The organism is Massilia niabensis, from assembly GCF_042655085.1.
Taxonomy (GTDB): Bacteria; Pseudomonadota; Gammaproteobacteria; order Burkholderiales; family Burkholderiaceae_D; genus Telluria; species Telluria niabensis.
Map to the genome: position 1 here is coordinate 59,210 of NZ_JBHSMU010000003.1, position 23,665 is coordinate 82,874.

The 23,665-nt window shown below is 64.8% G+C and carries 14 protein-coding genes; 3 read left to right on the plus strand and 11 right to left on the minus strand.

Annotation, left to right across the window (positions count from 1 at the left end):
* Window positions 1-13 precede the first annotated feature (13 nt).
* The 9 genes from nusA to ACFPN5_RS00575 form a co-directional block, all read right to left on the minus strand.
* A complete protein-coding gene (gene nusA / locus ACFPN5_RS00535) occupies window positions 14-1,579 on the minus strand; it encodes a transcription termination factor NusA (protein ID WP_379779009.1) in 1,566 nt (521 codons plus the stop codon).
* The gene (gene rimP, locus ACFPN5_RS00540) at window positions 1,576-2,064 is read right to left on the minus strand and encodes a ribosome maturation factor RimP (protein ID WP_379779011.1); all 489 of its coding nucleotides are present in this window, start codon (window positions 2,062-2,064) and stop codon (window positions 1,576-1,578) included. The genes nusA and rimP overlap by 4 nt, the downstream gene beginning before the upstream one ends.
* A gap of 301 nt (window positions 2,065-2,365) precedes the next feature.
* The gene (gene rluB, locus ACFPN5_RS00545) at window positions 2,366-4,336 is read right to left on the minus strand and encodes a 23S rRNA pseudouridine(2605) synthase RluB (RefSeq protein WP_379779782.1); all 1,971 of its coding nucleotides are present in this window, start codon (window positions 4,334-4,336) and stop codon (window positions 2,366-2,368) included.
* Window positions 4,323-5,060 carry an SMC-Scp complex subunit ScpB gene (gene scpB, locus ACFPN5_RS00550; RefSeq protein ID WP_379779013.1) on the minus strand — a complete coding sequence of 246 codons (738 nt, stop codon included), beginning with the start codon at window positions 5,058-5,060 and terminating at the stop codon, window positions 4,323-4,325. The genes rluB and scpB overlap by 14 nt, the downstream gene beginning before the upstream one ends.
* A gap of 440 nt (window positions 5,061-5,500) precedes the next feature.
* Entirely contained in the window at window positions 5,501-6,514 is a 1,014-nt protein-coding gene (locus ACFPN5_RS00555) for a glucokinase (protein WP_379779015.1), read from the minus strand.
* Window positions 6,515-6,643: 129 nt separating this feature from the next.
* Window positions 6,644-7,573 (minus strand): DedA family protein/thiosulfate sulfurtransferase GlpE, encoded by a 930-nt coding sequence (locus tag ACFPN5_RS00560; RefSeq protein ID WP_379779017.1) that lies wholly within the window; start codon window positions 7,571-7,573, stop codon window positions 6,644-6,646.
* A 78-nt stretch (window positions 7,574-7,651) separates the two neighbouring features.
* Window positions 7,652-9,355 carry an ABC transporter ATP-binding protein gene (locus ACFPN5_RS00565; RefSeq protein WP_379779019.1) on the minus strand — a complete coding sequence of 568 codons (1,704 nt, stop codon included), beginning with the start codon at window positions 9,353-9,355 and terminating at the stop codon, window positions 7,652-7,654.
* Window positions 9,356-9,362: 7 nt separating this feature from the next.
* Window positions 9,363-10,334, minus strand: a complete 972-nt coding sequence (locus ACFPN5_RS00570; protein ID WP_379779784.1) for an ABC transporter permease — start codon at window positions 10,332-10,334, stop codon at window positions 9,363-9,365.
* A gap of 40 nt (window positions 10,335-10,374) precedes the next feature.
* Window positions 10,375-11,313, minus strand: coding sequence for an ABC transporter permease (locus tag ACFPN5_RS00575; RefSeq protein WP_379779021.1), 939 nt, complete (start codon window positions 11,311-11,313; stop codon window positions 10,375-10,377).
* Window positions 11,314-11,738: 425 nt separating this feature from the next.
* On the opposite strand from ACFPN5_RS00575, the gene ACFPN5_RS00580 reads away from it, so the two are divergent.
* Window positions 11,739-14,597, plus strand: a complete 2,859-nt coding sequence (locus ACFPN5_RS00580; RefSeq protein WP_379779023.1) for a TonB-dependent receptor plug domain-containing protein — start codon at window positions 11,739-11,741, stop codon at window positions 14,595-14,597.
* Between the two features lie 69 nt (window positions 14,598-14,666).
* On the opposite strand, the gene aroG is transcribed toward ACFPN5_RS00580, so the two are convergent.
* Entirely contained in the window at window positions 14,667-15,725 is a 1,059-nt protein-coding gene (gene aroG, locus ACFPN5_RS00585) for a 3-deoxy-7-phosphoheptulonate synthase AroG (protein ID WP_379779025.1), read from the minus strand.
* Between the two features lie 488 nt (window positions 15,726-16,213).
* On the opposite strand from aroG, the gene ACFPN5_RS00590 reads away from it, so the two are divergent.
* Together ACFPN5_RS00590 and ACFPN5_RS00595 are read left to right on the plus strand one after the other, a co-directional pair.
* Window positions 16,214-19,075 carry a TonB-dependent receptor gene (locus ACFPN5_RS00590; protein ID WP_379779027.1) on the plus strand — a complete coding sequence of 954 codons (2,862 nt, stop codon included), beginning with the start codon at window positions 16,214-16,216 and terminating at the stop codon, window positions 19,073-19,075.
* A gap of 307 nt (window positions 19,076-19,382) precedes the next feature.
* The gene (locus ACFPN5_RS00595; protein WP_379779029.1) at window positions 19,383-22,049 is read left to right on the plus strand and encodes a TonB-dependent receptor; all 2,667 of its coding nucleotides are present in this window, start codon (window positions 19,383-19,385) and stop codon (window positions 22,047-22,049) included.
* Window positions 22,050-22,142: 93 nt separating this feature from the next.
* On the opposite strand, the gene tldD is transcribed toward ACFPN5_RS00595, so the two are convergent.
* Window positions 22,143-23,603 carry a metalloprotease TldD gene (gene tldD, locus ACFPN5_RS00600; protein WP_379779031.1) on the minus strand — a complete coding sequence of 487 codons (1,461 nt, stop codon included), beginning with the start codon at window positions 23,601-23,603 and terminating at the stop codon, window positions 22,143-22,145.
* Window positions 23,604-23,665: the final 62 nt, after the last annotated feature.

A 23,665-nucleotide genomic window follows, 5' to 3' on the forward strand; every position in this document is an offset into this window, starting at 1 on the left:
AAAGATTTGCAAATTATGCCTTGGCCGTTTCTGTCAGGCTCCAGGCTTTCGCCTGCAGCGCCTTGACGCGGTCATCATATTTACTGTCGACCAGCTTCATCTCATCGTCGGTCACATCATTAAATTCATTCTTGATCAGTTCACGGGCGCGGTCCGACGACAGGGCCAGGATGGCGCCGAATTCGTCGTACGCGAGACCAGCGAAGGCTTCCACCGTCTTGATGCCGGCCAGTCCCAGCTTGCCGGCAGTGGTACGGTCCATGCCTTCGAGGTTGACCAGTTCCTCTTCCATGCCTTCCAGGCCTTCTTCCGAAGCGATTGCCTCGGTCACCAGGGCGTCGCGGGCACGGGTACGCAGTTCGTTGACGGTTTCTTCGTCAAACGATTCGATTTCCAGCATTTCGGAAATCGGCACGTAGGCGATTTCTTCCAGGCTCGAGAAACCTTCATCCGCGAGGATGTCCGCCACTTCCTGGTCGACGTCGAGCTTTTCCATGAACAGCACGCGAATCGCTGCCGTTTCCTGGGCCACCTTGTTGGCCGATTCCTCGGCCGTCATGATGTTGATCTTCCAGCCGGTCAGCTCCGACGCCAGGCGCACGTTCTGGCCCGAGCGGCCGATCGCAATGGCCAGGTTCTCTTCGTCGACGACGACGTCCATCGCATGCTTTTCTTCGTCAACCATGATCGACGACACGTTCGCCGGCGCCAGGGCGCCGATCACGAACTGGGCCGGATCGTCCGACCACAGCACGATGTCGACGCGCTCGCCGCCGAGTTCGCCGGTTACGGCCTGCACGCGCGAACCGCGCATGCCGACGCAGGTACCAATCGGGTCGATGCGCTTGTCGGACGTGAACACGGCAATCTTGGCGCGCACGCCGGCATCACGGGCCGCCGATTTGATTTCCAGCAGGCCCTGCTCGATTTCCGGCACTTCCAGTTCAAACAGCTTCATGATGAATTCCGGCGCGGTACGCGACAGGATCACCTGCGGGCCGCGCATGTTGCGGTCCACGCGCAGGATGAAGGCGCGGACGCGGTCACCGATGCGCAGGTTTTCTTTCGGGATCATCTGGTCGCGCGGCAGGCGCGCTTCGATCTTGCCCGACTCGACGATCGCATCGCCGCGTTCCATGCGCTTGATGGTGCCGGTCACGAGCGAGTCGCCGCGCTCGAGGAAGTCCTGCAGGATCTGCTCGCGTTCGGCATCGCGCACGCGCTGCAGCACGACCTGCTTGGTGTCCTGGGCGAAACGGCGGCCAAAATCGACCGATTCCACCGGCTCTTCAATGTATTCGTCGACTTCGATGTCGGGAATTTGCTCTTTTGCTTCGAAATGCAGGATTTCCTGGTCCGGCAACTGCATGCCGGCTTCATCGGGTACCACGTGCCAGCGGCGGAAAGTTTCGAACTCGCCCGTGTCGCGATCGATGTTCACGCGAATGTCGACCTCGCCTTCATAGCGTTTTTTGGTGGCCTGGGCCAGGGCGAACTCGAGCGCCCCGAACACCACTTCCTTATCGACATTCTTTTCGCGCGCAAGCGCATCAACCAACAACAAAATTTCGCGACTCATGCTTTGCGACTCCTAAAATCCACCTGCGGCACCAACCGTGCCTTGTCCAATTCGGCCAGCGTAAATTCCAACAACGCGGGCCCATCTTTACCTTCAAATTCCAGACCGATCTTGTCGCCTTCCGGCGCCACCAGGATTCCCGTATAGGTTTTCCGGTTCGCGCTGCCAGGCATGGCGACGCGCAGCTTTACCGTGCATTCGTGGCCGGCAAAGCGCTCGAAATCGGCCAGGGTGCGCACCGGACGGTCGAGCCCGGGCGACGAAATCTCGAGACGTTCGTAATCGACGTTCTCCACGGTCAGCACGTGTGACAACTGGTGACTCACCGTTGCACAGTCCTCGACCGTAATAAGGCCCTTCTCTTCCGCGACGGCAGCGGGAAAATCGATAAACACGCGCAGAACCCCGCGCTCGCCCCGTTCAACATCAACGAGTTCGTAGCCCAGGCCACCGACTGTCTTGGCGATCAAATCAAACTGCTGCACGACGCTTCTCCACGGTGCTAAAACGATTTACCAAAAAAAAAATGGGCATCTGCCCATCTTTTTGTATTTACAACCCAACCAGATGAAAGCACTTGCACCAAATTAATACTCGGGAAGGACTTCTATTAGGCTGCGGATTATAACGTATTCGAGGGCACGCTGCAATCGCCATACCATTTTATGAGCAAGCAAACAACAGCCGCGCACGGTAATGCAAGGTTGACGACGATACAACGGCCAGCTCGGCTTTACGTGGGGTGGCCGGGCGGCGAACCGCTCTTGAACCCACCCTGCAAAAACCTTAACCGCGGCGGCCGCGACGCGGCGCGCCCGGCTCGGCGTTGCGCGGACCCTGGCCGCCACGACGGGCGCCGCCAGCGTTGCCGAAGCCGAAGGTCGTCTGCAGCGGATCGGGCTGGCGCGGACGGCTGCTGCCGCCGGCGTTGCTGCCCGGACGGCCCGAGGAGGCGCCACCGGCGAAGCCGCCGCGGCCCTTGCCGCCGGGACCACCGGCACCACGGCCGACCGGCGCGGCGCCGCCACGCGGTGGCGCACCGACGCGCGCCGCCTGCGGGCCGAACGGATCGACGTTGCGATTGGCGTCGGCGCGGTCGATGCGGTTGCCGTCGGAACGGCGCGGGTCAGGCTGCCCCCCTTGTCCACCCTTGCCCTGGCCCTTGCCGGCGGGACCGGCGGCCCCACCCTTCTTCTCGATGCCGAAGGCCGACATGAAGCTGCGCACGTCGTTTTCTTCCAGCTCTTCCCAGCGGCCGCGCTTCAGGCCCGACGGCAGCGTCATCGCGCCATAGCGGGTACGGATCAGGCGCGAAACGGTCAGCCCGACCGCCTCGAACATGCGGCGCACTTCGCGGTTGCGGCCTTCGCCGATCACCACGCGGTACCACTTGTTGATGCCTTCGCCGCCGCCGTCGACGATCTTGGTGAAGTTCGCCATGCCGTCATCGAGCTCGACGCCGGCCAGCAGCTTCTGGCGCATGCCCTCCTCCAGCTCGCCCAGCGTACGCACGGCGTATTCGCGGTCGATGTTGTAGCGCGGGTGCATCAGGCGGTTAGCCAGGTCACCGGAGGTAGTGAACAGCAGCAGGCCTTCGGTGTTGAAGTCGAGACGGCCGACGGCCAGCCACTTGCCGGTCTTCATGGTCGGCAGGCGGTCGAACACAGACGGACGGCCTTCCGGATCGTCGTGGCTGACGATTTCGCCGGCCGGCTTGTGGTACACCAGCACGCGCGGCGGCTTGCTGCTGTTGACGCGGCGCTGGATGAGCTTGCCGTTGATGCGCACGGCGTCGGTCGGCAGGATGCGCTGGCCGATGTGGGCCGGCTCGCCGTTGACCGACACGCGGCCGGCGACGATCAGGTCTTCCATGTCGCGGCGCGAGCCGAGGCCGGCTTCGGCGAGCACCTTGTGCAGCTTCGGTGCGTCGTCGTCGGCGGTCAGGTCGCGGCGTGCCGGCTTGGCCGGCTGGCCACGGCCGCCTTCGTTCGCGTCGAACGCGTCCGAGGTGACGAACGAGAACACGGCATCCGCATCACTCGGCTTGCCGGCGCCCGGCTTGCCCGGATTCTGGCGGCCGTTCTGCTTGGCGCCCTTGCCCTGCTGGGGACGGTTGCCCTGCTGGGGATTCTGCTGGCCATTCGGCTGCGCGCCCTTCTGGTTGCGTCCCTTGCCCTTGGCCTGGCGGCCGTCGCGGCGTGCTTCGCCCTGGACCGGAGCCTGGACCACGCCGGCGTCACCGCCTTCGGCCGGCGCCTCGGGCGCTGCGGCCGGTGCAGCCTGCGCCACTGGCGCCGGCTGGCGTGCTTCGCGCACGGCGCGCTGTTCGCGCATCTGGCGCGGACCGCGCGGCTTGCGCGCGCCGGCCTCGGCTTGCGGCGCATCTGGCGCGGCAGCGGCTGCCTGGGGCGTCGCCTCTACCGGCTGCGGCCAGGTTTCCATGGTTTCCGGCGCAGGTGCTGCGGCCGGCTTTGCCTTCGTTGCGCGCGGCTTGCGCGGCGCTGCGGCGGCAGGCTCGTTCGGCGCGGCAGCGGCGGGCTCGACCGGCGCGCTGGCGGCGGGTGCAGCGCCGGCATCGGTCGCGGCAGCAGCGGCCTTGGTGCGGCGCTTTGGCTTGGCTTCCGCCTTGGCGGCGAGTGCGGCGTCGCCCGTGACGGGCGCCGTTGCGGCTACCGCCTTGGTGCGGCGCTTCGGCTTGGCCGCGTCGTCCTTGCCCGGCTCGGCGGGAATGGTCTCGGTGGTGTCAGTTGGATTCATCATTCGTTTCGTTGTTGTGCTGACCGGGTACCGAGCCAATGGCCGGTTGCGGGTCATGAATTGGTACTTCAACGGGTGAAGTAACTTGTTCGTCGTCGGCGGGCGCTACGGCATCCGCCTTGTCAAAATTCTGTTGCAGCGCCGCTTCCAGCGCTTCGAGGCTGCGCCCGTCCTGGGCGTCGGCAATGCTTTCCAGCGGCGGCAACCCGCTCAGCGAGGCCAGGCCGAGGTCGTCGAGGAACTGCTTCGTCGTGCCGAGCAGGGCGGGCCGGCCAACCACTTCGCGGTGGCCGACGACATCGATCCAGCCGCGGTCTTCCAGCATCTTGACCGTCTGCGAGTTCACGGCGACACCGCGGATCTCCTCGATGTCGCCACGCGTCACCGGCTGCCGGTAGGCAATGATGGCAAGCGTCTCGAGCGTCGCGCGCGAATACTTCGGCGGCTTCTCGGGCGTGATGCGGTCCAGGTAGGGCTTCATCTCCGGCCGGCTCTGGAAACGCCAGCCCGATGCCAGGCTGACGATTTCGATGCCGCGGTCTTTCCAGTCGTGGCGCAATTCTTCAAGCAGCAGCTTGATGGTATCGAGTCCCACCCCGGGGCCGACCTGGCGACCGCCGCCGTCGACATCGGCGAACAGCTTCTTCATGCCGTGCAGCGACATCGGCTCGCGTGCACACAGCAAGGCGGTCTCGAGGACTCGCTTGGCCTCATCAGTCTTCATTCTCGATGTCGTCAGGCTCGTGCCAAGAAAATATCAAACAAACATTGTTCAACGATCCGCACGCACAAGGCCCGGCGGTTCGGTTCGAGGCATACCGGCAGCCGTCGCGACGGATAGGGCTCGCGCTGGCGGCTCGCGGGTGCTGCTCGTTGAAACAGGAATCAGTGGCCCGCGCTTGGACGCGACGGGCGGAATACGATGGCGGGACAGGACCCGGCCACAGGGCTGCCTGCGTGTCAGGCGGGCTGCCGATTGGTGATTTTCAAGCGAAATTTCAACCGAAACGCGGGCTCGGCATGCGGCTTGGAGGCGTGGCTCGTGGGCGCACCATGACGGCAATCGACATCGTTTCTTCCAACTGCCAGTCATTGTACCCGATAAAACACGGGAACGGCCATTTGCGCAAGGGGTGCGCGGCCACGTGGGCTCAAGCCGACACGTCAAGACGGAAATTTGTCAGACAAAATGGCAGACACGCCAAGGAAAGCCGGATACTCGGCCGTGATCACATAGGTCGGCACCGAGGACAGGTAGGACTGGAACCGGCCCTTCTGTTCGAAGCGGGTCCGGAACGGCGACGCGGCGAAGCGTTCGCCCAGGCGCGGGACGATGCCGCCGCCGATGTACACGCCGCCCTGGGCGCCCAGCGTCACGGCCAGGTTGCCAGCGACACAGCCGAGCATGCCGCAGAAGATGTCGAGCACCTGGCTAGATACCGCGCACTCGCCCGCCAGGGCACGGCGGGAAATTTCCGGCGCGGACAAGGTGCTCGGGGCCAGGCCCTGGATGTGCACCAGCGCCCGATGGATCAGCTCCACTCCGGCGCCCGAGAGGAAGCGCTCGGCCGACACATGCTCGAACTCGCGCCAGGCGTATTGCAGGATGGCCACTTCGAGTTCGTTACATGGCGCAAACGTCACGTGGCCGCCTTCGCTGCTCAGCGCGGTCCAGCTCGTTCCCGCAGGAATCAGGCCCGACACGCCGAGACCGGTGCCGGCGCCCAGCAGGCCGAGCGGCGCACCGGCGCGCGCTCTGCCGCCGCCGACCTGGACCTTGTCGCCGTCATGCAGGTGCGGCAGCGAACGCGCCAGCGCGTAGAAATCGTTGACCACCAACAGCGTCTCGAAGCCGACCTCCTGGCGCAGCGCCTCGATCGAGAACTGCCAGTGGTGGTTGGTCATGCGGATCTGGTCGCCATCGACCGGATTGGCAATCGCCACGGCCGCATGCCTTACCTGCCCCGCAGCGGCAACTTCCGGCATCGCCAGGTAGGCGCGCACCGCATCGGCCAGCGTTGGATAGTCGCCACAGGCCAGCACCTGGACACGCTCGAAACACCCCGGCGCCAGCTCGAGCGCAAAGCGCGCGTTCGTGCCGCCCACGTCGGCAAGCAGGCGTGGAGCGTCGAATTGGCTGGCGGCGGAAGCGATGGTTACGGGCAAAGAAGCAGTCATTGCAGGACACGTGGCTGGGGATGTCCAAGCTTACTGGATTTCTTTACGGACTTACAAGGGAATTTTGTAGTTTAGGTACACAGCATGGGAGTAAATACCACGCTAACCCTAGCAGCTTTAGTAGTACAACTACGCTGCCATTTGATCTCCATGATGGGCGCGCCAGGCGTCGAGCCCGCCCTGCAGCGGCCGCGCCCGGTGGAAGCCGTTGGCCAGGAAGGCTTTCGCTACCTGCGCCGCCGTCACGTCGTTCGGGCAGGAACAATAGACGACGATATGCCGGTCCTTGTCCAGGCCGGCCATCAATTGCCCCGGTTCGCACTCGCTGTACAACAAGGCGCCGGGAATGGCGGACTCGAGCGCCTGTGCCGTGACGCTGCGCGCGTCGATGACGAGCGGATCGTGGCCGCCGTCCATCAGCGCCCGCAGTTCGGAAACGCCAATGCGCGGCACGGCCAGGTTGGCGCGATGGCGTTTGCGCTCGATATATTTATAGAGGACAAACATTCCCAGCAAGATGCCCAGCACGACCAGGGCCGTGCTGCCCAGCGTTTCCAGGGTCGTGAGCACGCGCTCGACGCTGTCGCTGAAAATCGCGCCGACGGCAAGACCGGTGCCGCCCCACAGCAAGGCGCCGGTGGCGGCAAAGCCGAGGAAGGCGCGCGGCGGCGTGCCGAGCGCACCCGACATCGGCGCGGCAATGGTATTGAAACCGGGGATGAATTTCGACACCAGCAGGGACTTGGCGCCGTAACGGCGGAAGCGGTCTTCGGTCTGGTTGACGCAGGAATCGGGCGACAGGGAAATACGGCACAGCAGGCGCAGCACGCGCTTGCCGTAGTAGCGGCCGGCGCGGAACCAGAAGATGTCGCACACCAGGCAGGCCAGCACCACGGCCAGCAGGCACAGCTGCCAGCTGGCGCCGCCCTGCATCGCCATTGCCCCCGCCACCACCAGCACGGGGAAGGCCGGGATCGGCAGGCCGAACTGTTCCAGCAGCACCGTGCCGAAAACGAGCAGGGCACCATGGTTCTGGATCAGGAGCGAGAGCTGGGACATCCGCTCATGGTAGCCGAATTGGCCGTTTCTGGCTGGCGGGTGGCGGGTTTATACAACGGTTGTGTTGCCAAGGCGGCGCTACGCGCCGCGCGGAATCGCCGCCAGCAGGCTTCGGGTGTACGGGTGCTGTGGATTGCGGTACAGCTCGTCGGAATCCGCCATCTCGACCACGCTGCCCTGGTGCATCACCATGACCCGGTCGGCGATATGGCGCACCACCGACAGGTCATGCGAAATGAAGATATAGCTCATCTTGTATTCGTCCTGCAGGTCCTGCAGCAGATTGAGCACCTGGGCCTGCACCGATACGTCGAGCGCCGAGACCGATTCGTCGCAGACGAGGATGTCCGGCTTCATCGTCAGGCAGCGCGCGATCGCGATGCGCTGGCGCTGGCCGCCGGAGAACTCGTGCGGATAGCGGCCGAACGCGGCTGCCGGCAGCCCGACCCGTTCCAGCAAGGCATGCACCATCGCGGTGCGCTCCTTGTCATCGCCGCCGATCCGGTGGATGCGCATCGGTTCCAGCAGAATCTGCCCGACAGTAAACCGGGGATTGAGCGATGCATACGGATTCTGGAAGATGATCTGGATGCGCCGCTTGTAGGCCGCGTAGTCGCGGTCCGGCATGGCGAGCAGGTCGCGCCCCTCGAACAGCACGCTGCCGCCGGTCGCGCGGTGCAGCCGCAGCAGGGTCAGCCCGACCGTGGTCTTGCCCGAGCCCGACTCCCCCACCACGCCCAGTGTTTTCCCGCGCGGGAGCGTAAACGACACATCCTTCACGGCGCGGAACTCGCGCTTGCCGAACAGCCCCTCGCGTAGCCAGAAGCTTTTTTGCAGCTTGTTTACAACCAGTACGTTTTCATCATCAGGCGCATACCCGCGCGTGCGCTGCGGCAGGATGATCTGCGGCTCGCTGCCCGCGTTCAGGAAATCGTCGATGGTCGGCAGGCGCAGCGGACGTTCGCCCAGCTTCGGCCGGCAGTGCAGCAGTGCCTGGGTATAGCAGTCGCGCGGGGCGCCGAATACCTGGGCGGCGCTGCCCTCCTCGCGCACTTCGCCATGGCGCATCACGATCACGCGGTCGGCAATCTCGGCCACCAGCCCCAGGTCGTGGGTAATGAACAGCACCGACATGCGGTGCTTCTTTTGCAGGGACGCGATCAGCTCCATGATCTGCTTCTGGATGGTCACGTCGAGCGCCGTGGTCGGCTCGTCGGCGATGAGCAGCTTCGGTTCGCAGGCAATGGCCATGGCGATCATGACGCGCTGCTGCTGCCCGCCCGACATCTGGCTCGGATAAGCATCGATCTTGCTGGCCGGGTCGGGAATGCCGACCTCTTCCAGCAAGGCCAGGGTACGGGCACGCGCCATTCTCTTGTTCATTCCCATGTGCAGGCGCAGTACCTCGCCGATCTGGAAGCCCACCGCGAACACCGGGTTAAGCGAGGACATCGGCTCCTGGAAGATCATGGCGATGCCCTTGCCGCACAGCGCACGGCGCGCGGACACGGGCATGCTCAACAGCTCGCGGCCCTCGAACAGCACGCTTGAACCCGGATGCACAATGCTCGTATCGGGCGGCAGCAGGCCCATCACCGCGAGCGAGCTGACCGACTTGCCGCTGCCCGATTCGCCCACCAGCGCCACGGTGGAATCGTATGGAATGTCGAACGAGATGCCCTTGATCGCATCAAGCGTGTTCTTCTTGTCGACGCGGAAGGCGATGCGCAGATTGCGTACCTGCAGCAGCATGTCTGGGTCTGGCGAATTTGGCTGATGCATGGCTGCCTTATTTCAGTTTCGGGTCGAGCGCATCGCGCAGCGCATCGGTGAACAGCGAAAACGCGGTCACCAGCAGCGCCATCGCGCCGGCGGCGGCGGTCAGCTGCCACCATTTGCCAAGGATTAGTTCGTTCTGCGCCTCGTTCAGCATGCTGCCCCAGGACACCGTCCCGACCGGCACGCCGAAGCCGAGAAAGGAGAGGATCACCTCCGCCTTGATGAAGCCGACGACCAGGATCGACAACTGCACCAGCGCCACGTGCGACACGTTGGGGAAAATGTGCGAGAACATCTTGCGCCAGCTCGATGCCCCGATGGCGTCGGCCGCCATCACGTATTCGCGCGCCTTGTGCTTGATGTATTCGGCGCGGATCAGGCGGTACGGCCCGGTCCAGCCCGTCAGGCCCAGGATCAGCACGATGGTCATCACGCCCTTCTGTTGGAGCACGGCGGCCACCGTCAGGATCATCAGGATCGACGGGATCGAGGTGAAGATGCTGTAGAACCAGTTGAATACGTCGTCCACCAGCCCGCCGAAAAAGCCGGAGATGGCGCCGAACAGGGTGCCCAGCGCCACCGCGACGAAGGCCGCCACCAGCCCGACCACGATCGAGGTTTCGCCGCCCTTGATGGTTTTCTTGAGCACGTCGTGGCCCCATTTGTCGGCCCCGAACGGCAGGGTCAATGCCTTCGGCCGGGGCGGATGCGCCGCCCTGACCTCGGCCTTGAGCGCCTCGAGTTCGCTTGCTAACGGATCGAAGGCATTCGGCAGCACCGGCCGCGGCGGCTGCGCCAGCGCCGCTAGCGCCGGGTCGGCGCCAACGAAGCCCGGCGGCGCGTAGTTGACGGCGACCTCCTCTTCCCAGTCGGCGGCCAGCAGTCCGCCCATCGAGGCCGCCAGCATCAGCAGGAACAGCCCGACCACGGTCAGGGCCGCCATCGCCACCCGGTCGGCGCGCAGGCGGCGCCAGGCCAGCATCCACAGGCCGGGGGAAACCGTATTGTTCGTCAAACCGCCCTCACTTCAGTTGCACGCGTGGGTCGACTGCGCGGTACAGCAGGTCGGCCAGCAGGTTGAACACCATCGTGGCGGCGGCCACGTACACGGTAATGGCTTTGATCACGGGAAAATCGCTGCGCTCCACCGCCAGGATCACTTCGCGCCCGATGCCGGGAATGCCGAAGAAGCGCTCGAGCAGGAAAGCCCCGATCAGGAGCGCCGGCAGGTTGGCCATCACGTGGGTGATGATGGGAATGGCGGCATTCCTCAGCACGTGGACCCAGACGATGCGCCGCTCTCCCAGGCCCTTGGCACGCGCGGTGCGCACGTAGTCCTGGCCGACCTCGTCGAGGACAAAACTGCGATACAGGCGCAGGGTCGGCGCGATCGACACCGCCAGGCCAATGATGATCGGCAGCAGCGCATAGCGCAGCAGGTTTTCGCCCAGGCTATTGCCCCAGCCCTGGACCGGAAACAGGCCGAGCTTATAGGCAAAAAAGTACTGGAACACGATGATGTAGACCAGGATCGAGATCGACATGCCGACCGTGCAGGCCACCATCACGGCGCGGTCGGTGAGCGAGCCGCGCACGAAGGCAATGGCGAGCGCAAGCGCGATGCCGAAGACGGTTTCAAGCAAGGTGAGCGGCACCAGCACCGTGAGCGACGGGCCCAGCCGGCTGGCGATGATCTGCGCCACCGGTTCGCCCGTGCTCCAGGCGTTGCCGAAGTCGAAGCTGACGATCTGCTTGACGAAAATCCACAGCTGCACCGTGTACGGCTGGTCGATGCCGAGCTGGGCGCGGATGTTGGCGATCGCCGCTTCGTCCGCCATCTTGCCCGCCAGCAGATAGGCCGGGTCGCCGCCCACCCAGTTGAACAGCAGGAAGACGAGCACGATCACGCCCGCCATGGTCGGCAGCATCTGCCACAGCCGACGAAATATGTAAGCCAGCATCAAGGAATCCAGTGAGCGTCCACTCCCGCGGCCAGGCCCCTGCCCGTCCGCTCGGCGGTATCGAAAAGGCGTAACGATAGCGCACATCCGGGGCAAGGCGCTGTGCAAATTTGTGCGGCCCGGCTTTCCAATCCCCCCGCGTAACACGCGTGTAACTTTTTGTAAAACCGTTTCTTTAGCTTTAGCGCAACAGTTGTATTTTCACCAGCGCAACCTTCGTCCGATTGACAACATGTATGTACGAATGTTTGTATTGACATGCATCAATTGATGTCGTTGTTTTTACCGAAAACGACAATGTTATCGAAACAACTGCGCATTCCCTACAGGGTAGCGCAGCGCTCACTGGAAAGATCACGATGATGGTTGAAACAGTTTTATCCCGTTCGGTTCGGTTGATATTTGCCGGCGGCATGGCCGTCGCAATGGGTTCGGCATCTGCACAGCAAACCCAGGACACGGCTGCGGCCGCCCCTGAAGGCATGCAGCGCGTCGAGGTGACCGGTTCGCGCATTCCAAGCGCCAACCTGGAAAGCACCAGCCCGATTTCGGTCGTGAGCGCCAAGGAAATCAAGATGGACGGCGTGCGTTCGGTCGAGAACCTGCTCAACAACCTGCCCCAGGTCTTCGCCGACCAGGGCGGCACGATCTCGAACGGCTCGACGGGCACCGCGACGGTCAACCTGCGCAACTTCGGCGCCGACCGCACCCTGGTGCTGGTCAACGGACGCCGCCTGCCGTCGGGCAGCCCGCGCAATACCGCAGCCGACCTGAACCAGATCCCGGCGCCGCTGATCAAGCGCGTCGAAGTGCTCACCGGCGGCGCCGGCGCCATCTACGGCTCGGACGCAGTGGCCGGCGTGGTCAACTTCATCATGAACGACTCGTTCCAGGGCGTCCAGATCGAAGCCAACCACAGCTTCTACAACCACCAGCAGAACGATGGCCCGGCAGCCCAGGCCGCCAAGCGCCGCAACTACCCGGTCCCGGGCGACAAGGGCGCCGACGGCAGGATCAGCGACGCCAGCCTGCTGATGGGCGGCAATTTTGCCGACGACAAGGGCAATGCCGTCGTGTTCTTCGGCTACAAGAAGGAAGACGCATTGCTGCAGTCCCAGCGCGACTACTCGTCCTGCTCGCTCGACGGCTTCAGCTCCGGCAACACCTTTAACTGCGGCGGTTCCGGCACCAGCTTCCCGGGCCGCTTCTTCACCGCGACCGGCCAGAAGACGGTGGCCGACGCCAACGGCGGCGTGCGCAATTACGTTGCCGCCACCGACCAGTACAACTTCGGCCCGCTGAATTACTACCAGCGTCCTTCCGAGCGCTACACCTTCAGCTCGTTCGCCCGCTACGACATCAACGACACGATGCGCCTGTATGCCGAAGGCAGCTTCCACGACGACCGCACCGTGGCCCAGATCGCACCATCCGGCCTGTTCGGCCTCGATGCTTCGGGCGCGAATGCGATCCGCTTCGAAAACCCGTTCCTCTCGAACGCTTGGCGCAGTGCCCTCGGCCTGACCGGTCCGGGAACCACCGCCGATGCGATCATCTTCCGCCGCAACGTCGAAGGCGGCGGACGCCAGGACGACCAGCGCCACACCTCCTACCGCGGCGTGGTCGGCGTCAAGGGCGAGATCGGCAACTGGAACTACGACATCTTCGCGCAGATGGGCAAGGTCATCTACTCAGAAAACTACCTGAACGACTTCTCGATCAGCCGCAGCGCACGCGCCATCGACGTCGTTGCTGACGCCAACGGCAACCCGATTTGCCGCAGCGTCGTCAATGGCGTCGACCCGAACTGCGTGCCTTACAACATCTGGTCACTGGGCAAGGTCACGCCAGAGGCACTGGCCTACCTGCAAGTGCCTGGCTTCCAGAAAGGCAGCACCTCGCAAAGCGTGCAGGGCATCAACCTGGCAACTGACCTGGGCGAGTACGGCATCAAGCTGCCGACCTCGACGCAAGGCATCGGCATCGCTTTCGGCGCCGAGCACCGCACCGAGAAGCTGGAACTGGCCACCGATTCCGCATTCCAGACCGGTGACTTGGCCGGCCAGGGCGGTCCGACGCAAGGCGTTTCCGGTCAGTTCAGCGTACGCGACTTCTATGCCGAAGCGCGCATCCCCGTGCTGGAAAAGCAGCCGTTCGCCGACCGGCTCAGCCTGAACGCCAGCGCCCGCAGTTCCGACTACTCGACCGGCCAGAAGACCGAGTCCTATGGCCTTGGCATCGAATGGGCGCCGATCGAGATGGCCAAACTGCGCTTTTCGTACCAGCGTGCAGTCCGCGCCGCCAACGTTGTCGAACTGTTCACGCCGCAAGGCCTGGGCCTGTTCGGAATGTCTAGCGATCCATGCGCCGGTGCGGCGCCGACAGCCACGGCCGCTGCCTGCGCCCGTAGCGGCGTCACGGCGGCGCAGTACGGCCGCATCGAAGACAGCCCGGCGCAGCAGTACAACGCCCTGTTTGGCGGCAATGCCAACCTGGCTCCGGAAACGTCGGACTCCTTCACGCTGGGCATGGTGCTGACGCCGATGCGCAACCTGAGCTTCACGGTCGATGCCTTCGACATGAAAGTCAAGGACGTGATCGGCGGCCTGCCGGCATCGACCACGCTGGCGCAGTGCCTGGAGACCGGCGACCCGACCTTCTGCTCGCTCATCACGCGTGACCGCCTCGGTACGCTGTGGGCCCTGCCGACCGCGCAGGTGGTGGCCACCAACCAGAACCTGGGCCTGATGTCGACCAAAGGCATGGACTTCAGCGCCAACTATGGCGCCAAGTTCGGCGCCTACGGCGGCCTGGACTTCAACTTCAGCGGTACCTGGCTGAAAGAATTCCTGCAGGAAGACTTCCCTGGCTCGGGCGTGTACGACTGCGCCGGCCTGCACGGCACCTCCTGCGGCACGCCGATGCCGGAATGGCGCCACAAGCTGCGTGCTACCTGGAGCACGCCATGGCGCGGCGTCGAGCTGGCTGTGACCTGGCGCCACATCGATGAGGTCAAGCTGGACGCCACCAGCAGCAACCCGCTCCTGTCGACCGACTTCGAGCCGGCTGACGAGAAGCTGGCATCACGCAACTACCTTGACCTGGCCGGCAACTGGCAGATCAACAAGATGTTGGCACTGCGCGCCGGCGTCAACAACGTGCTGGACAAGGACCCGCCGATCACCGGCGTGGTGGCCGCCGTCTACGGCAACGGCAACACCTACCCGCAGGTCTACGATGCGTTCGGCCGCCGCGTGTTCCTGAACCTGACCGCCACGTTCTGATCCGTCAGGTGTGGTAACAACGAAAACGGCGGACCTTGCGGTCCGCCTTTTTTTTACTTTTCCCCCCGCCTACTCCTGGCGCAGGCGGCGCTGGCGCACTGCCGCGGCCAGTCCTTCCAGCACCCCGACGCTGGTTTCCCAGTCGATGCAGCCGTCGGTGACCGACTGGCCATAGGTCAGCTCGGCGCCCGGCACCAGGTCCTGGCGCCCGCCCAGCAGGTGCGATTCGACCATCACGCCGACGATGCGCCCGTCGCCGCCCGCGACCTGGGCGGCGATGTCGGCGCAGACCGGCACCTGGTTCTCGGGCTTCTTCGAGCTGTTCGCGTGCGAGGCGTCGATCATCAGGCGCGACGCCAGGCCGAGGGCGGCGATCTGGCGGCAGGCCTCCTCGACGCTGGCGGCGTCGTAGTTCGGCGTCTTGCCGCCGCGCAGGATGATGTGGCAATCCTCGTTGCCGGCGGTCGACACGATCGCCGAATGCCCACCCTTCGTCACCGACAGGAAATGGTGCGGCTGCGAGGAGGCCTTGATCGCCTCCACCGCGATCTTGATGTTGCCGTCGGTGCCGTTCTTGAAACCGACCGGGCATGACAGGCCCGAAGCCAGCTCGCGGTGCACCTGCGACTCGGTGGTCCTGGCCCCGATCGCGCCCCAGCTCACCAGGTCGGCGACATACTGCGGGCTGATCACGTCGAGGAATTCGGTCCCGGCCGGCAGGCCCATCTCGTTGACGTCGCGCAGCAGTTCGCGTGCCATGCGCAGGCCGTCGTTGATGCGGAAGCTGTTGTCCATGTAGGGGTCGTTGATCATCCCCTTCCAGCCCACCGTCGTACGCGGCTTTTCGAAGTACACCCGCATCACGATCTCGAGGTCGCCCTTCAGGCGCTGGCGTTGCTCGGCCAGGCGCCGCGCGTATTCGAGCGCGGCTTTCGGATCGTGGATCGAGCAGGGGCCGATCACCACCATCAGGCGGTCGTCCTGGCCGTGCAGGATGCGGTGCAGCGCAATCCGCGCCGCGCTGGCTGTTTCCTCGGCCGCCGGGGTGACCGGAAACTCGCGGATCAGGTGCGAGGGCGGCGTCAGTTCCTTCATTTCGCGGATGCGTAGATCGTCGGTGCGGGGCATGCGGTACTCCGTTTGCGTGGGTAAAAAAAAACCGCCATCGCTGGCGGTTTTCGGTATCTCGGTCTGGTCGCTGGTACGTCAACCCGCCGCTATTCCACCGCCTGAAGGCCGGAATGGCTAAACCAAAAATAGCGGGTAAAAAAAGCTGCGTTGCGCATGTGCAGATCCAAGTGAGGTCGAACTGACTATAACGCCAACCTGTGAAGATTGGCAAGCTCTTTATCCCGCACTGCACCAAACCCCTTTCCGCCTTGTAAACGGGTCGTTTGCAGCGAGTGGTTGCTTCAAACAGACAGCCTGTCGGCGCGTACGTCTGACCATTGACAGATATCAGACATCCCGTTGTCAGTAATGCAAAAGTCTAGACAAGCCCCCGTCCGGTCTGCACACGTCTTGTACAAGGTCAATTTCCTTCTGTCCAATGTATGAGGTAACGCAAGTGGCAGTTCATTGGACAGGGATCTCACTATGACCCTTGGAGTCCGGACATGATTGAAACTCTGTTATCCCGATCGGTGCGCCGCATGTTTGCCGGCGGCGGCGCGATCGGCCTGGCCCTGCTGTCCCAGCCGCAGGCCGTTGCGCAGGAAGCGGCGGAGCGGCCGATTGCGCGTGTCATCGTTACCGGCAGTAACATCCGCCGGGCCGAAGCCGAAACCGCCTCGTCGGTGCTGACCGTCAACCGCGCCGACATCGAGCGCTCGGGCAAGAGCACGGTGTCCGAACTACTGCAAACCCTGGCGGTGGACAACCAGGGCTCGGTGCCCACCTCCTTCAGCAACGGCTTCGCGGCCGGCGCCTCGGGCATCTCGCTGCGTGGCCTAGGCACAGCCTCGACCCTGGTACTGCTCAACGGCCGCCGCATGGCCCCGTACGGCCTGGCCGATGACGGCCAGAAAGTGTTCTCCGACCTGAACGTGATCCCGACCGACGCCGTCGACCGCATCGAGATCCTGAAGGATGGCGCCTCGGCCATTTACGGTTCCGACGCCATCGCCGGCGTGGTCAACATCATCCTGCGGCGCGATTTCAAGGGCACCACCGTGCGCGGAGTCCTGGGCATCACGGAGGAATGGGACGGCGAAGAACAGAACCTCGCCATCACCCACGGCTTTGGCGACCTCGACGCCGATGGCCACAACGTACTGCTCAATTTCGAGTTCAAGCGCCTCAACGACATCTGGCTGCGCGACCGCGACGACCGCCGCTACATCGGCCGCATCGACCTGCGCAACTGGGGCTTTTCCGCGCAGGAGGCGCTCGGCGGCACCGGCGCCATTACCGGCCCGAATGCCGCCGGCAGCGCCATCAACGGCAACGTGCGCAACCCCGTCACCAACAACTACTACAACCGCGGCAGCCTCGACCCGGCCGCCGGCTTCACCCGCACTTTCCCGGGCGCGGCCTGCTCGAACTTCACCAGCCAGCCGCAGGGCGACCCCGGCGGCGGCTGCCTGATCGACTCGACGCTGGCGTACAACCAGATCCAGCCGGAACAGGAAAACTACAGCATCTTCGGGCGCGGCACCTTCCGCATCACCCCGGCGATGGAAGGTTACACCGAGCTGAACCTCTACAGCAGCAAGTCCGCGTCGTCGACCACGCCGAACAACGTGAGCGCCAACGTCGGCTTTCCGGGCGGCCCGGTCAGCAATGCGGCGGTGCAGCTGGGGCCGGCGCACCCCGACAATCCGTATTTCGGCACGGCCGCGCGCCTGCGCTACCTGGCCGGCGACGTCGGGCCGCGCAGGTCGAAGATCGACTCCTTCTTTGTCCGCGCGCTGGCCGGCGTGAAGGGCACCCTGCTCGGCTGGGAATACGACACCTCCCTGCTGTTCTCGCGCAGCACCGTCACCAACGAGCGCTACGGCTACCTGCAGCGCGACGTCACCTTCGCCATGCTGGACCCGAGCCCGACCAATATCGCTGCCGCGCTCGGCACCAGCCCGGCCTATGCGGCGCTGCCGATCGGCACCGTCTGGCGCATCGCCGAGAACGCGGGCCTGAACAGCCCGGGAGTGTACGCGGCACTCTCGCCGATGATTGCGAACGATGCCCAGACCAAGATCATCCAGGGCGACGTCAAGGGCACGCGCGAGTTCGGCAAACTGGCGGGCGGTGCGATCGGGGTGGCGGTCGGCGCCGAATGGCGGCGCGAGGAAACCGAGCTGAACCCCACCACCGGCACCGAGCGCGGCAATGTAATCGGCCTCGGGTATTCGGCCTACAGCGGCGCGCGCAACGTGTTCGCCCTGTACGGCGAGGTGCTGGCGCCGGTGCTGCCGGGCCTGGAGGTCACCGGCGCGCTGCGCTTCGACGACTTTACCGACGTCGGCCGGTCCTGGACGCCGAAGGCCGGCGTCAAATGGCAACCGGCACGCCAGCTCGCGGTGCGCGCCACGTTTGCGAAGGGCTTCCGCGCCCCGAGCGCGGCCGAAAACGGCGTCGGCGGCCTGGCCGCCTTCTCCACCGCCGCCGACCCGCTGCGCTGCGGCCTGGGCGTCCAGGCCGCCTGTAATCCGGCCTCGATCGCCCTGATCACCTCGCCCAACCCGAACCTCTCGCCCGAGCGCTCGAAGAGCTATAACGTCGGCGTCATCTGGGACCCGCTGCCGCGCACCAGCATCTCGGTCGACTTCTGGAGGATCAAGCGCAGCAACGAGATCAACCAGGAGCTGGTCGACGCGGCCATTGCCGGCGGCCGCGTGGCGCGCGACCCGTCGACCGCCCAGCCGGGCACCGCGGGCGACCCCGGCGCCATCACGGCCGTGCTGACGAACTACGTCAACTCGGCCTCGACCGAGGTGCAGGGCATCGACATCGACGCCCGCCACACGGTGCGCCTGCCTAACGCCTGGGGCAATATCCTGCTCGACGCGAAATGGACCTTCCTCGACAAGTGGGAGCGTACCGAACAGGACGGCACTTCGCGCGACTTCGCGGGCACCCACGGCAACTGCGACGTCAGCAACTGCGTCGGCACCCCGGACCACCGCGCCAACCTGCGCGCGGCCTGGGACCGCGGCGACTGGCGTGTGGCGCTCAATGCCAACTACCGCGGCGCGATCGACAACGTCCTGTTCAAGGGTGACCCCGAGGGCTGCGCCAGCCACTTCGCCAATGGCGACGACGCGCCGACCAACTGCAAACTGGCGTCGTTCACGACCTTCGACCTGGTGGTGCGCTGGAAACCGCGGCCTGGCTGGGAGGTGTTCGGCACGGTCGAGAACCTGTTCGACAAGGTGGCCCCGCTCGACCCGCTGACCTATGGTGCGCAGGCCTACAATCCGCTCGATTTCCTGGGCGCGGTTGGACGCAGCTTCACACTCGGAGCGCGCTACACGTTCTGATGCGGTGGTGGCCGCGTGCGCCTGTCCGGCGCTCGCGGCCCTTCGAGGCCCAGCCCCCTTCCCTGCCTGGTGCGGATACGGTTGTGGCGCCCATCCGGCGCCCGCCCGGCAGCGCTGCCTGTCGAGTCGCAGTTATTCCACAAAACCTGATTCTTTTGGCCGAAATCACCCGCACTGGAGCCTGCAGTGCAAGACTTGTTTCACCAACCCGTCCAACCACGCTTGTTCATGCTAACGGTCAATTGCTTTGGATGGAAACCTGATCTTCTGCAGCAAGGAATACACAACCCGATACCAGGAGCCGGAAATGAATGAAACACTGTTGTCCCGTTCCGTGCGCCGGCTGTTCGGCGCCGCCGCCGGTTTGGGCCTGCTGGCCTGTCCGTTCGCAGTGGCCCAGGACACGACCGGCCAGCCGATGCAGCGCGTCGAGGTGACCGGCTCGTCGATCAGACGCATCGCTGCGGAAAGCTCGCTGCCGATCACCACCATCCGCGCCGCCGACTTCGCCAAGCAGGGCCTGGCCACGGCGCAGGAAGTGCTTAATACCATTCCGATGAACCAGTCTTCCGAAATCGGGTCGTCCGCGGTCGGCTCCGGGACCGGCGGGCGCTCCACGGCCGACCTGCGCGGTCTCGGCGGCGACAAGACGCTGGTGCTGCTCAATGGCCGGCGCCTGGCCAACCACCCCTACTTCGCCGATACGGTGGACCTGAACATCATCCCGATCGCGGCGCTGGAACGGGTCGAGGTGCTGCGCGACGGCGCCTCCGCCATCTACGGCAGCGACGCCATCGGCGGCGTCATCAACTTCATCACCAAACGTTCGGTCGAGGGCGCAGCCCTCACTTTCGAGGGCTACGAGCCGCTGCGCCGGGGCGGCGGCAACGAGCAGCGCCTCAACCTGTCCGGCGGCTGGGGCAACCTCGCCACCGACGGCTGGAGCATGTTCGGCGTGCTCGACTACCACCAGCAGAGCGACCTGCAAGCCACCGACCGCAGCTTCTCGCGCACCGGGGTGCGGCCCGATCGCGGCATGAACGAAGTCAGCCGCACCACCTTCCCGGCTAACTTCTTCTCCGACCTTGGGGTCGCCGGCAACCCGTATTACGCCAGTGGCTGCAATGTGACCGGCACCTCGCGCGACACCGCGCCGGCGGCAGACGACCCGGTCTGCGAATTCGACTACACCCAGTATGTGGACAACATTCCCAAGACGCGCCAGTACAGCGCGATGGGCAAGTTCAACCGCCAGTTCACCCCCGATCACCTGGGCAGCATCGAGTTCATGTGGAGCCGCAGCACCAATGAATCGCGCGTGGCGCCGCCGCCCATGTCGAACCTCGGCATCACCATGACGGCCGCCAGCCCGTATTACCCCGGCAACGGCACCGTACCGGCCTTTCCCGGCCTGAGCGGCGAAAACCTCGACATCAGCTGGCGCCCGATCGAGTCCGGCCGCCGCGTGAACTACGACAGCAGCCAGAGTTACCGCCTCCAGGCCAGCCTGGAAGGCACCCTGGCCGGGTGGGACTACAACACCGCGATCTCGCACTCGCTGGGACGCGCACGCAGCTCTTTCCGTGGCGGCTACCTGGTCGACCAGCGCATCATCGACGGCATCGGCGCCGGCATCCTCAACCCGTTCGGCCCGCAAAGCCCGGCGGGAGCCGACTTCCTGGCAAATTCCCTGTTGCTGGGCGAATACCTGCATGCGCGCATCAACAGCAGCGCCATCGATGCCCGCGCCAGCCGCGAGCTGATGGCGCTGCCCGCCGGTCCGCTTGGCTTTGCCGTGGGCACCGAGTTCCGGCGCGACCGCGCCAAGTATTTCGTCAACCGGGCCCTGGCCGGGCAGGCGTCCAGCTCGGGCTATGCCGATGCCCAGGACCAGGCTGGCCAGCGCAGCATCGCCGCCCTGTTCGCCGAACTGAACGTGCCGGTCATCAAGGACATGGAACTCAACTTCGCCGGCCGCTACGACCACTACAGCGACGTCGGCGATGGTTTCACCCCGAAGGTGTCGCTGCGCTACCAGCCAACAAAGCAGGTGCTGGTACGCGGCTCCTTCAACAAGGGCTTCCGCGCGCCGACGCTGTTCGACCTGTACGGCCCGCAATCGACCACCAACACGTCGGACTCCTATGACGACCCGGTGCTGTGCCCAGGAGGCGCGGCCATCCCGGGCGCCAACCCGAGCATCGTGTGCGGACAGCAGCAGTTCGTGCGCCAGGGCGGGAACGTCAACCTCCAGCCGGAGCGTTCGCGTACCTACAGCGCCGGCATCGTGTTCGAGCCCATCCCGTCGCTGACGCTGTCGGCCGACTACTGGGACATCAGGCTCAAGGACAAGATCGAGACGCTGGACGAACAGATCATCTTCGGCGACTTTGCACGCTACCGGAACCAGTTCGTGTACGACGCCAGCGGCACGCGCCTGAACTACGTGCTCAACATTACCAACAACCTCGGCGAAGTGCGCACGCGCGGGCTTGACCTGTCGATGCTGTACCGGCTGCCGAGCAATCCGTTCGGCAGGCTCAGCCTCAGCATCGATGGCACCTATGTCGACAAGTACGACTTCCAGAACGAACGAGGTGGCGCGTTTACCAAGAACGTCGGGCGCTATGTCGGAGAAGGGCCGGTGTTCCGCTGGCGCCACAACCTGCTGCTAACCCTCGTGCGCGGCGACTATGCGATCAACCTGGCCAACCGCTACATGTCGCACTACGAGGACCAGAACACGGCGGTGGCGCCCGAGTTCGCCAACAACGTCGAGCACTACTCGATCTGGTCGCTGTCGTCGACCTATACCGGCAACAAGCAGTTCGAGCTGACGGCCGGGATCAAGAACCTGTTCGATGAAGAGCCGCCGTTCACCAACCAGGTCACCAACTTCCAGCTGGGCTACGACCCGCGCTTCACGGATCCGCTGGGGAGGACGGTGTATATGCGGTTGACGTACAAGTTCTGAGGAGGCCAACGGTCAAGCGCACACGTTTGCGGGAATTCACGCAAAAAAATGCCCGGCAACGCCGGGCATTTGTTTTCAACGCAGCAGCAACGCTTACGCCGTACCACCCACCGTCACGCCATCGATGCGCAGCGTCGGCTGGCCGACGCCGACTGGCACGCTCTGGCCTTCCTTGCCGCAGACGCCGACGCCGGCGTCGAGCGCCATGTCGTTGCCGATCATCGAGATGCGGTTCATGACATCCGGGCCGTTGCCGATCAGGGTGGCGCCCTTCACCGGGTAGCTGATCTTGCCGTCCTCGATCATGTAGGCCTCGCTGGCCGAGAACACGAACTTGCCGTTGGTGATGTCGACCTGGCCGCCGCCGAAGTTCACCGCATACAGGCCGTTCTTCACCGAGGCGAGGATTTCCGCCGGGTCCTTGTCGCCCGCCAGCATGTATGTATTGGTCATGCGCGGCATCGGCAGGTGCGCGAACGATTCGCGACGGGCGTTGCCGGTGATCGGCATCTTCATCAGGCGCGCGTTCATCGTGTCCTGGATATAGCCCTTCAGGATGCCGTCCTCGATCAGCGTCGTGCACTGGGTCGGGTTGCCTTCGTCGTCCATGTTGAGCGAACCACGGCGGTCCTGCAGGGTGCCGTCGTCGACCACGGTGACGCCCTTGGCGGCCACGCGCTGGCCGATCATGCCCGCGTACGAGGACGAGCCCTTGCGGTTGAAGTCGCCTTCCAGGCCATGGCCGACGGCTTCGTGCAGCAGCACGCCGGGCCAGCCCGGCCCGAGCACGATCGTCATCGGGCCGGCCGGCGCCGGACGCGCATCGAGGTTGACGAGCGCCGACTTGACTGCCTCGTCGGCGTAGCGCTCGAGGATGGCGTCGTCGAAATAGCCGTAGTCGAAGCGCCCGCCGCCGCCGGACGAACCGGTCTCGCGCCGGCCGTTCTGCTCGGCGATCACGGTGACCGACACCCGCACCAGCGGGCGAATGTCGGCCGCCAGCACGCCGTCGCTGCGCACCACCAGCACCACGTCGTATTCGCCGGCCAGGCCTGCCATCACCTGCACCACGCGCGGGTCCTTGGCGCGCGCCATCTTTTCGACGCGCTCGAGCAGTTTCACCTTGGCGGTGGCATCGAGCGAGGCGAGCGGATCGCGCGGCAGGTAGAGCGAGCGCCCGCCGGTCGGCTGAGCGGAGCTTGCCACCTTCACGCGGCCGGCGCCAGCGCGCGCGATGGTGCGCGTGGCCGCTGCCGCGTCCAGCAATGCGCTCTCGGAGATTTCGTCGGAATAGGCAAAGGCGGTCTTGTCGCCGGAGATGGCGCGCACGCCGACACCCTGGTCGATCGAGAAGCTGCCGGTCTTGACGATGCCCTCTTCCAGGCTCCAGCCTTCGCTCTTGGTGAACTGGAAATACAGGTCGGCATAGTCGACCTTGTGGGTAAACATCGTTCCGAGCGTGCGCAGCAGCTTGCCTTCATCGAGGCCAAACGGCGTCAGCAGCACATCGCGGGCGACGGCCAGGGAGGAAAGGTTCGGTTCGAATGGGATCATTTTGCGTATTAGCTCGTGTGGATTCGGGCATTGTGCCATATCCGCCCCGATCATACCGGTGC

What these genes read in the sequence shown, in the direction of transcription:
- nusA (WP_379779009.1), bottom strand. Translation starts at nt 1,579, where the DNA reads ATGAGTCGCGAAATTTTGTTGTTGGTTGATGCGCTTGCGCGCGAAAAG.
- rluB (WP_379779782.1), bottom strand. Translation starts at nt 4,336, where the DNA reads ATGAATCCAACTGACACCACCGAGACCATTCCCGCCGAGCCGGGCAAG.
- scpB (WP_379779013.1), bottom strand. Translation starts at nt 5,060, where the DNA reads ATGAAGACTGATGAGGCCAAGCGAGTCCTCGAGACCGCCTTGCTGTGT.
- ACFPN5_RS00555 (WP_379779015.1), bottom strand. Translation starts at nt 6,514, where the DNA reads ATGACTGCTTCTTTGCCCGTAACCATCGCTTCCGCCGCCAGCCAATTC.
- ACFPN5_RS00560 (WP_379779017.1), bottom strand. Translation starts at nt 7,573, where the DNA reads ATGTCCCAGCTCTCGCTCCTGATCCAGAACCATGGTGCCCTGCTCGTT.
- ACFPN5_RS00565 (WP_379779019.1), bottom strand. Translation starts at nt 9,355, where the DNA reads ATGCATCAGCCAAATTCGCCAGACCCAGACATGCTGCTGCAGGTACGC.
- ACFPN5_RS00570 (WP_379779784.1), bottom strand. Translation starts at nt 10,334, where the DNA reads ATGCTGGCCTGGCGCCGCCTGCGCGCCGACCGGGTGGCGATGGCGGCC.
- ACFPN5_RS00575 (WP_379779021.1), bottom strand. Translation starts at nt 11,313, where the DNA reads ATGCTGGCTTACATATTTCGTCGGCTGTGGCAGATGCTGCCGACCATG.
- ACFPN5_RS00580 (WP_379779023.1), top strand. Translation starts at nt 11,739, where the DNA reads ATGGGTTCGGCATCTGCACAGCAAACCCAGGACACGGCTGCGGCCGCC.
- aroG (WP_379779025.1), bottom strand. Translation starts at nt 15,725, where the DNA reads ATGCCCCGCACCGACGATCTACGCATCCGCGAAATGAAGGAACTGACG.
- ACFPN5_RS00590 (WP_379779027.1), top strand. Translation starts at nt 16,214, where the DNA reads ATGATTGAAACTCTGTTATCCCGATCGGTGCGCCGCATGTTTGCCGGC.
- ACFPN5_RS00595 (WP_379779029.1), top strand. Translation starts at nt 19,383, where the DNA reads ATGAATGAAACACTGTTGTCCCGTTCCGTGCGCCGGCTGTTCGGCGCC.
- tldD (WP_379779031.1), bottom strand. Translation starts at nt 23,603, where the DNA reads ATGATCCCATTCGAACCGAACCTTTCCTCCCTGGCCGTCGCCCGCGAT.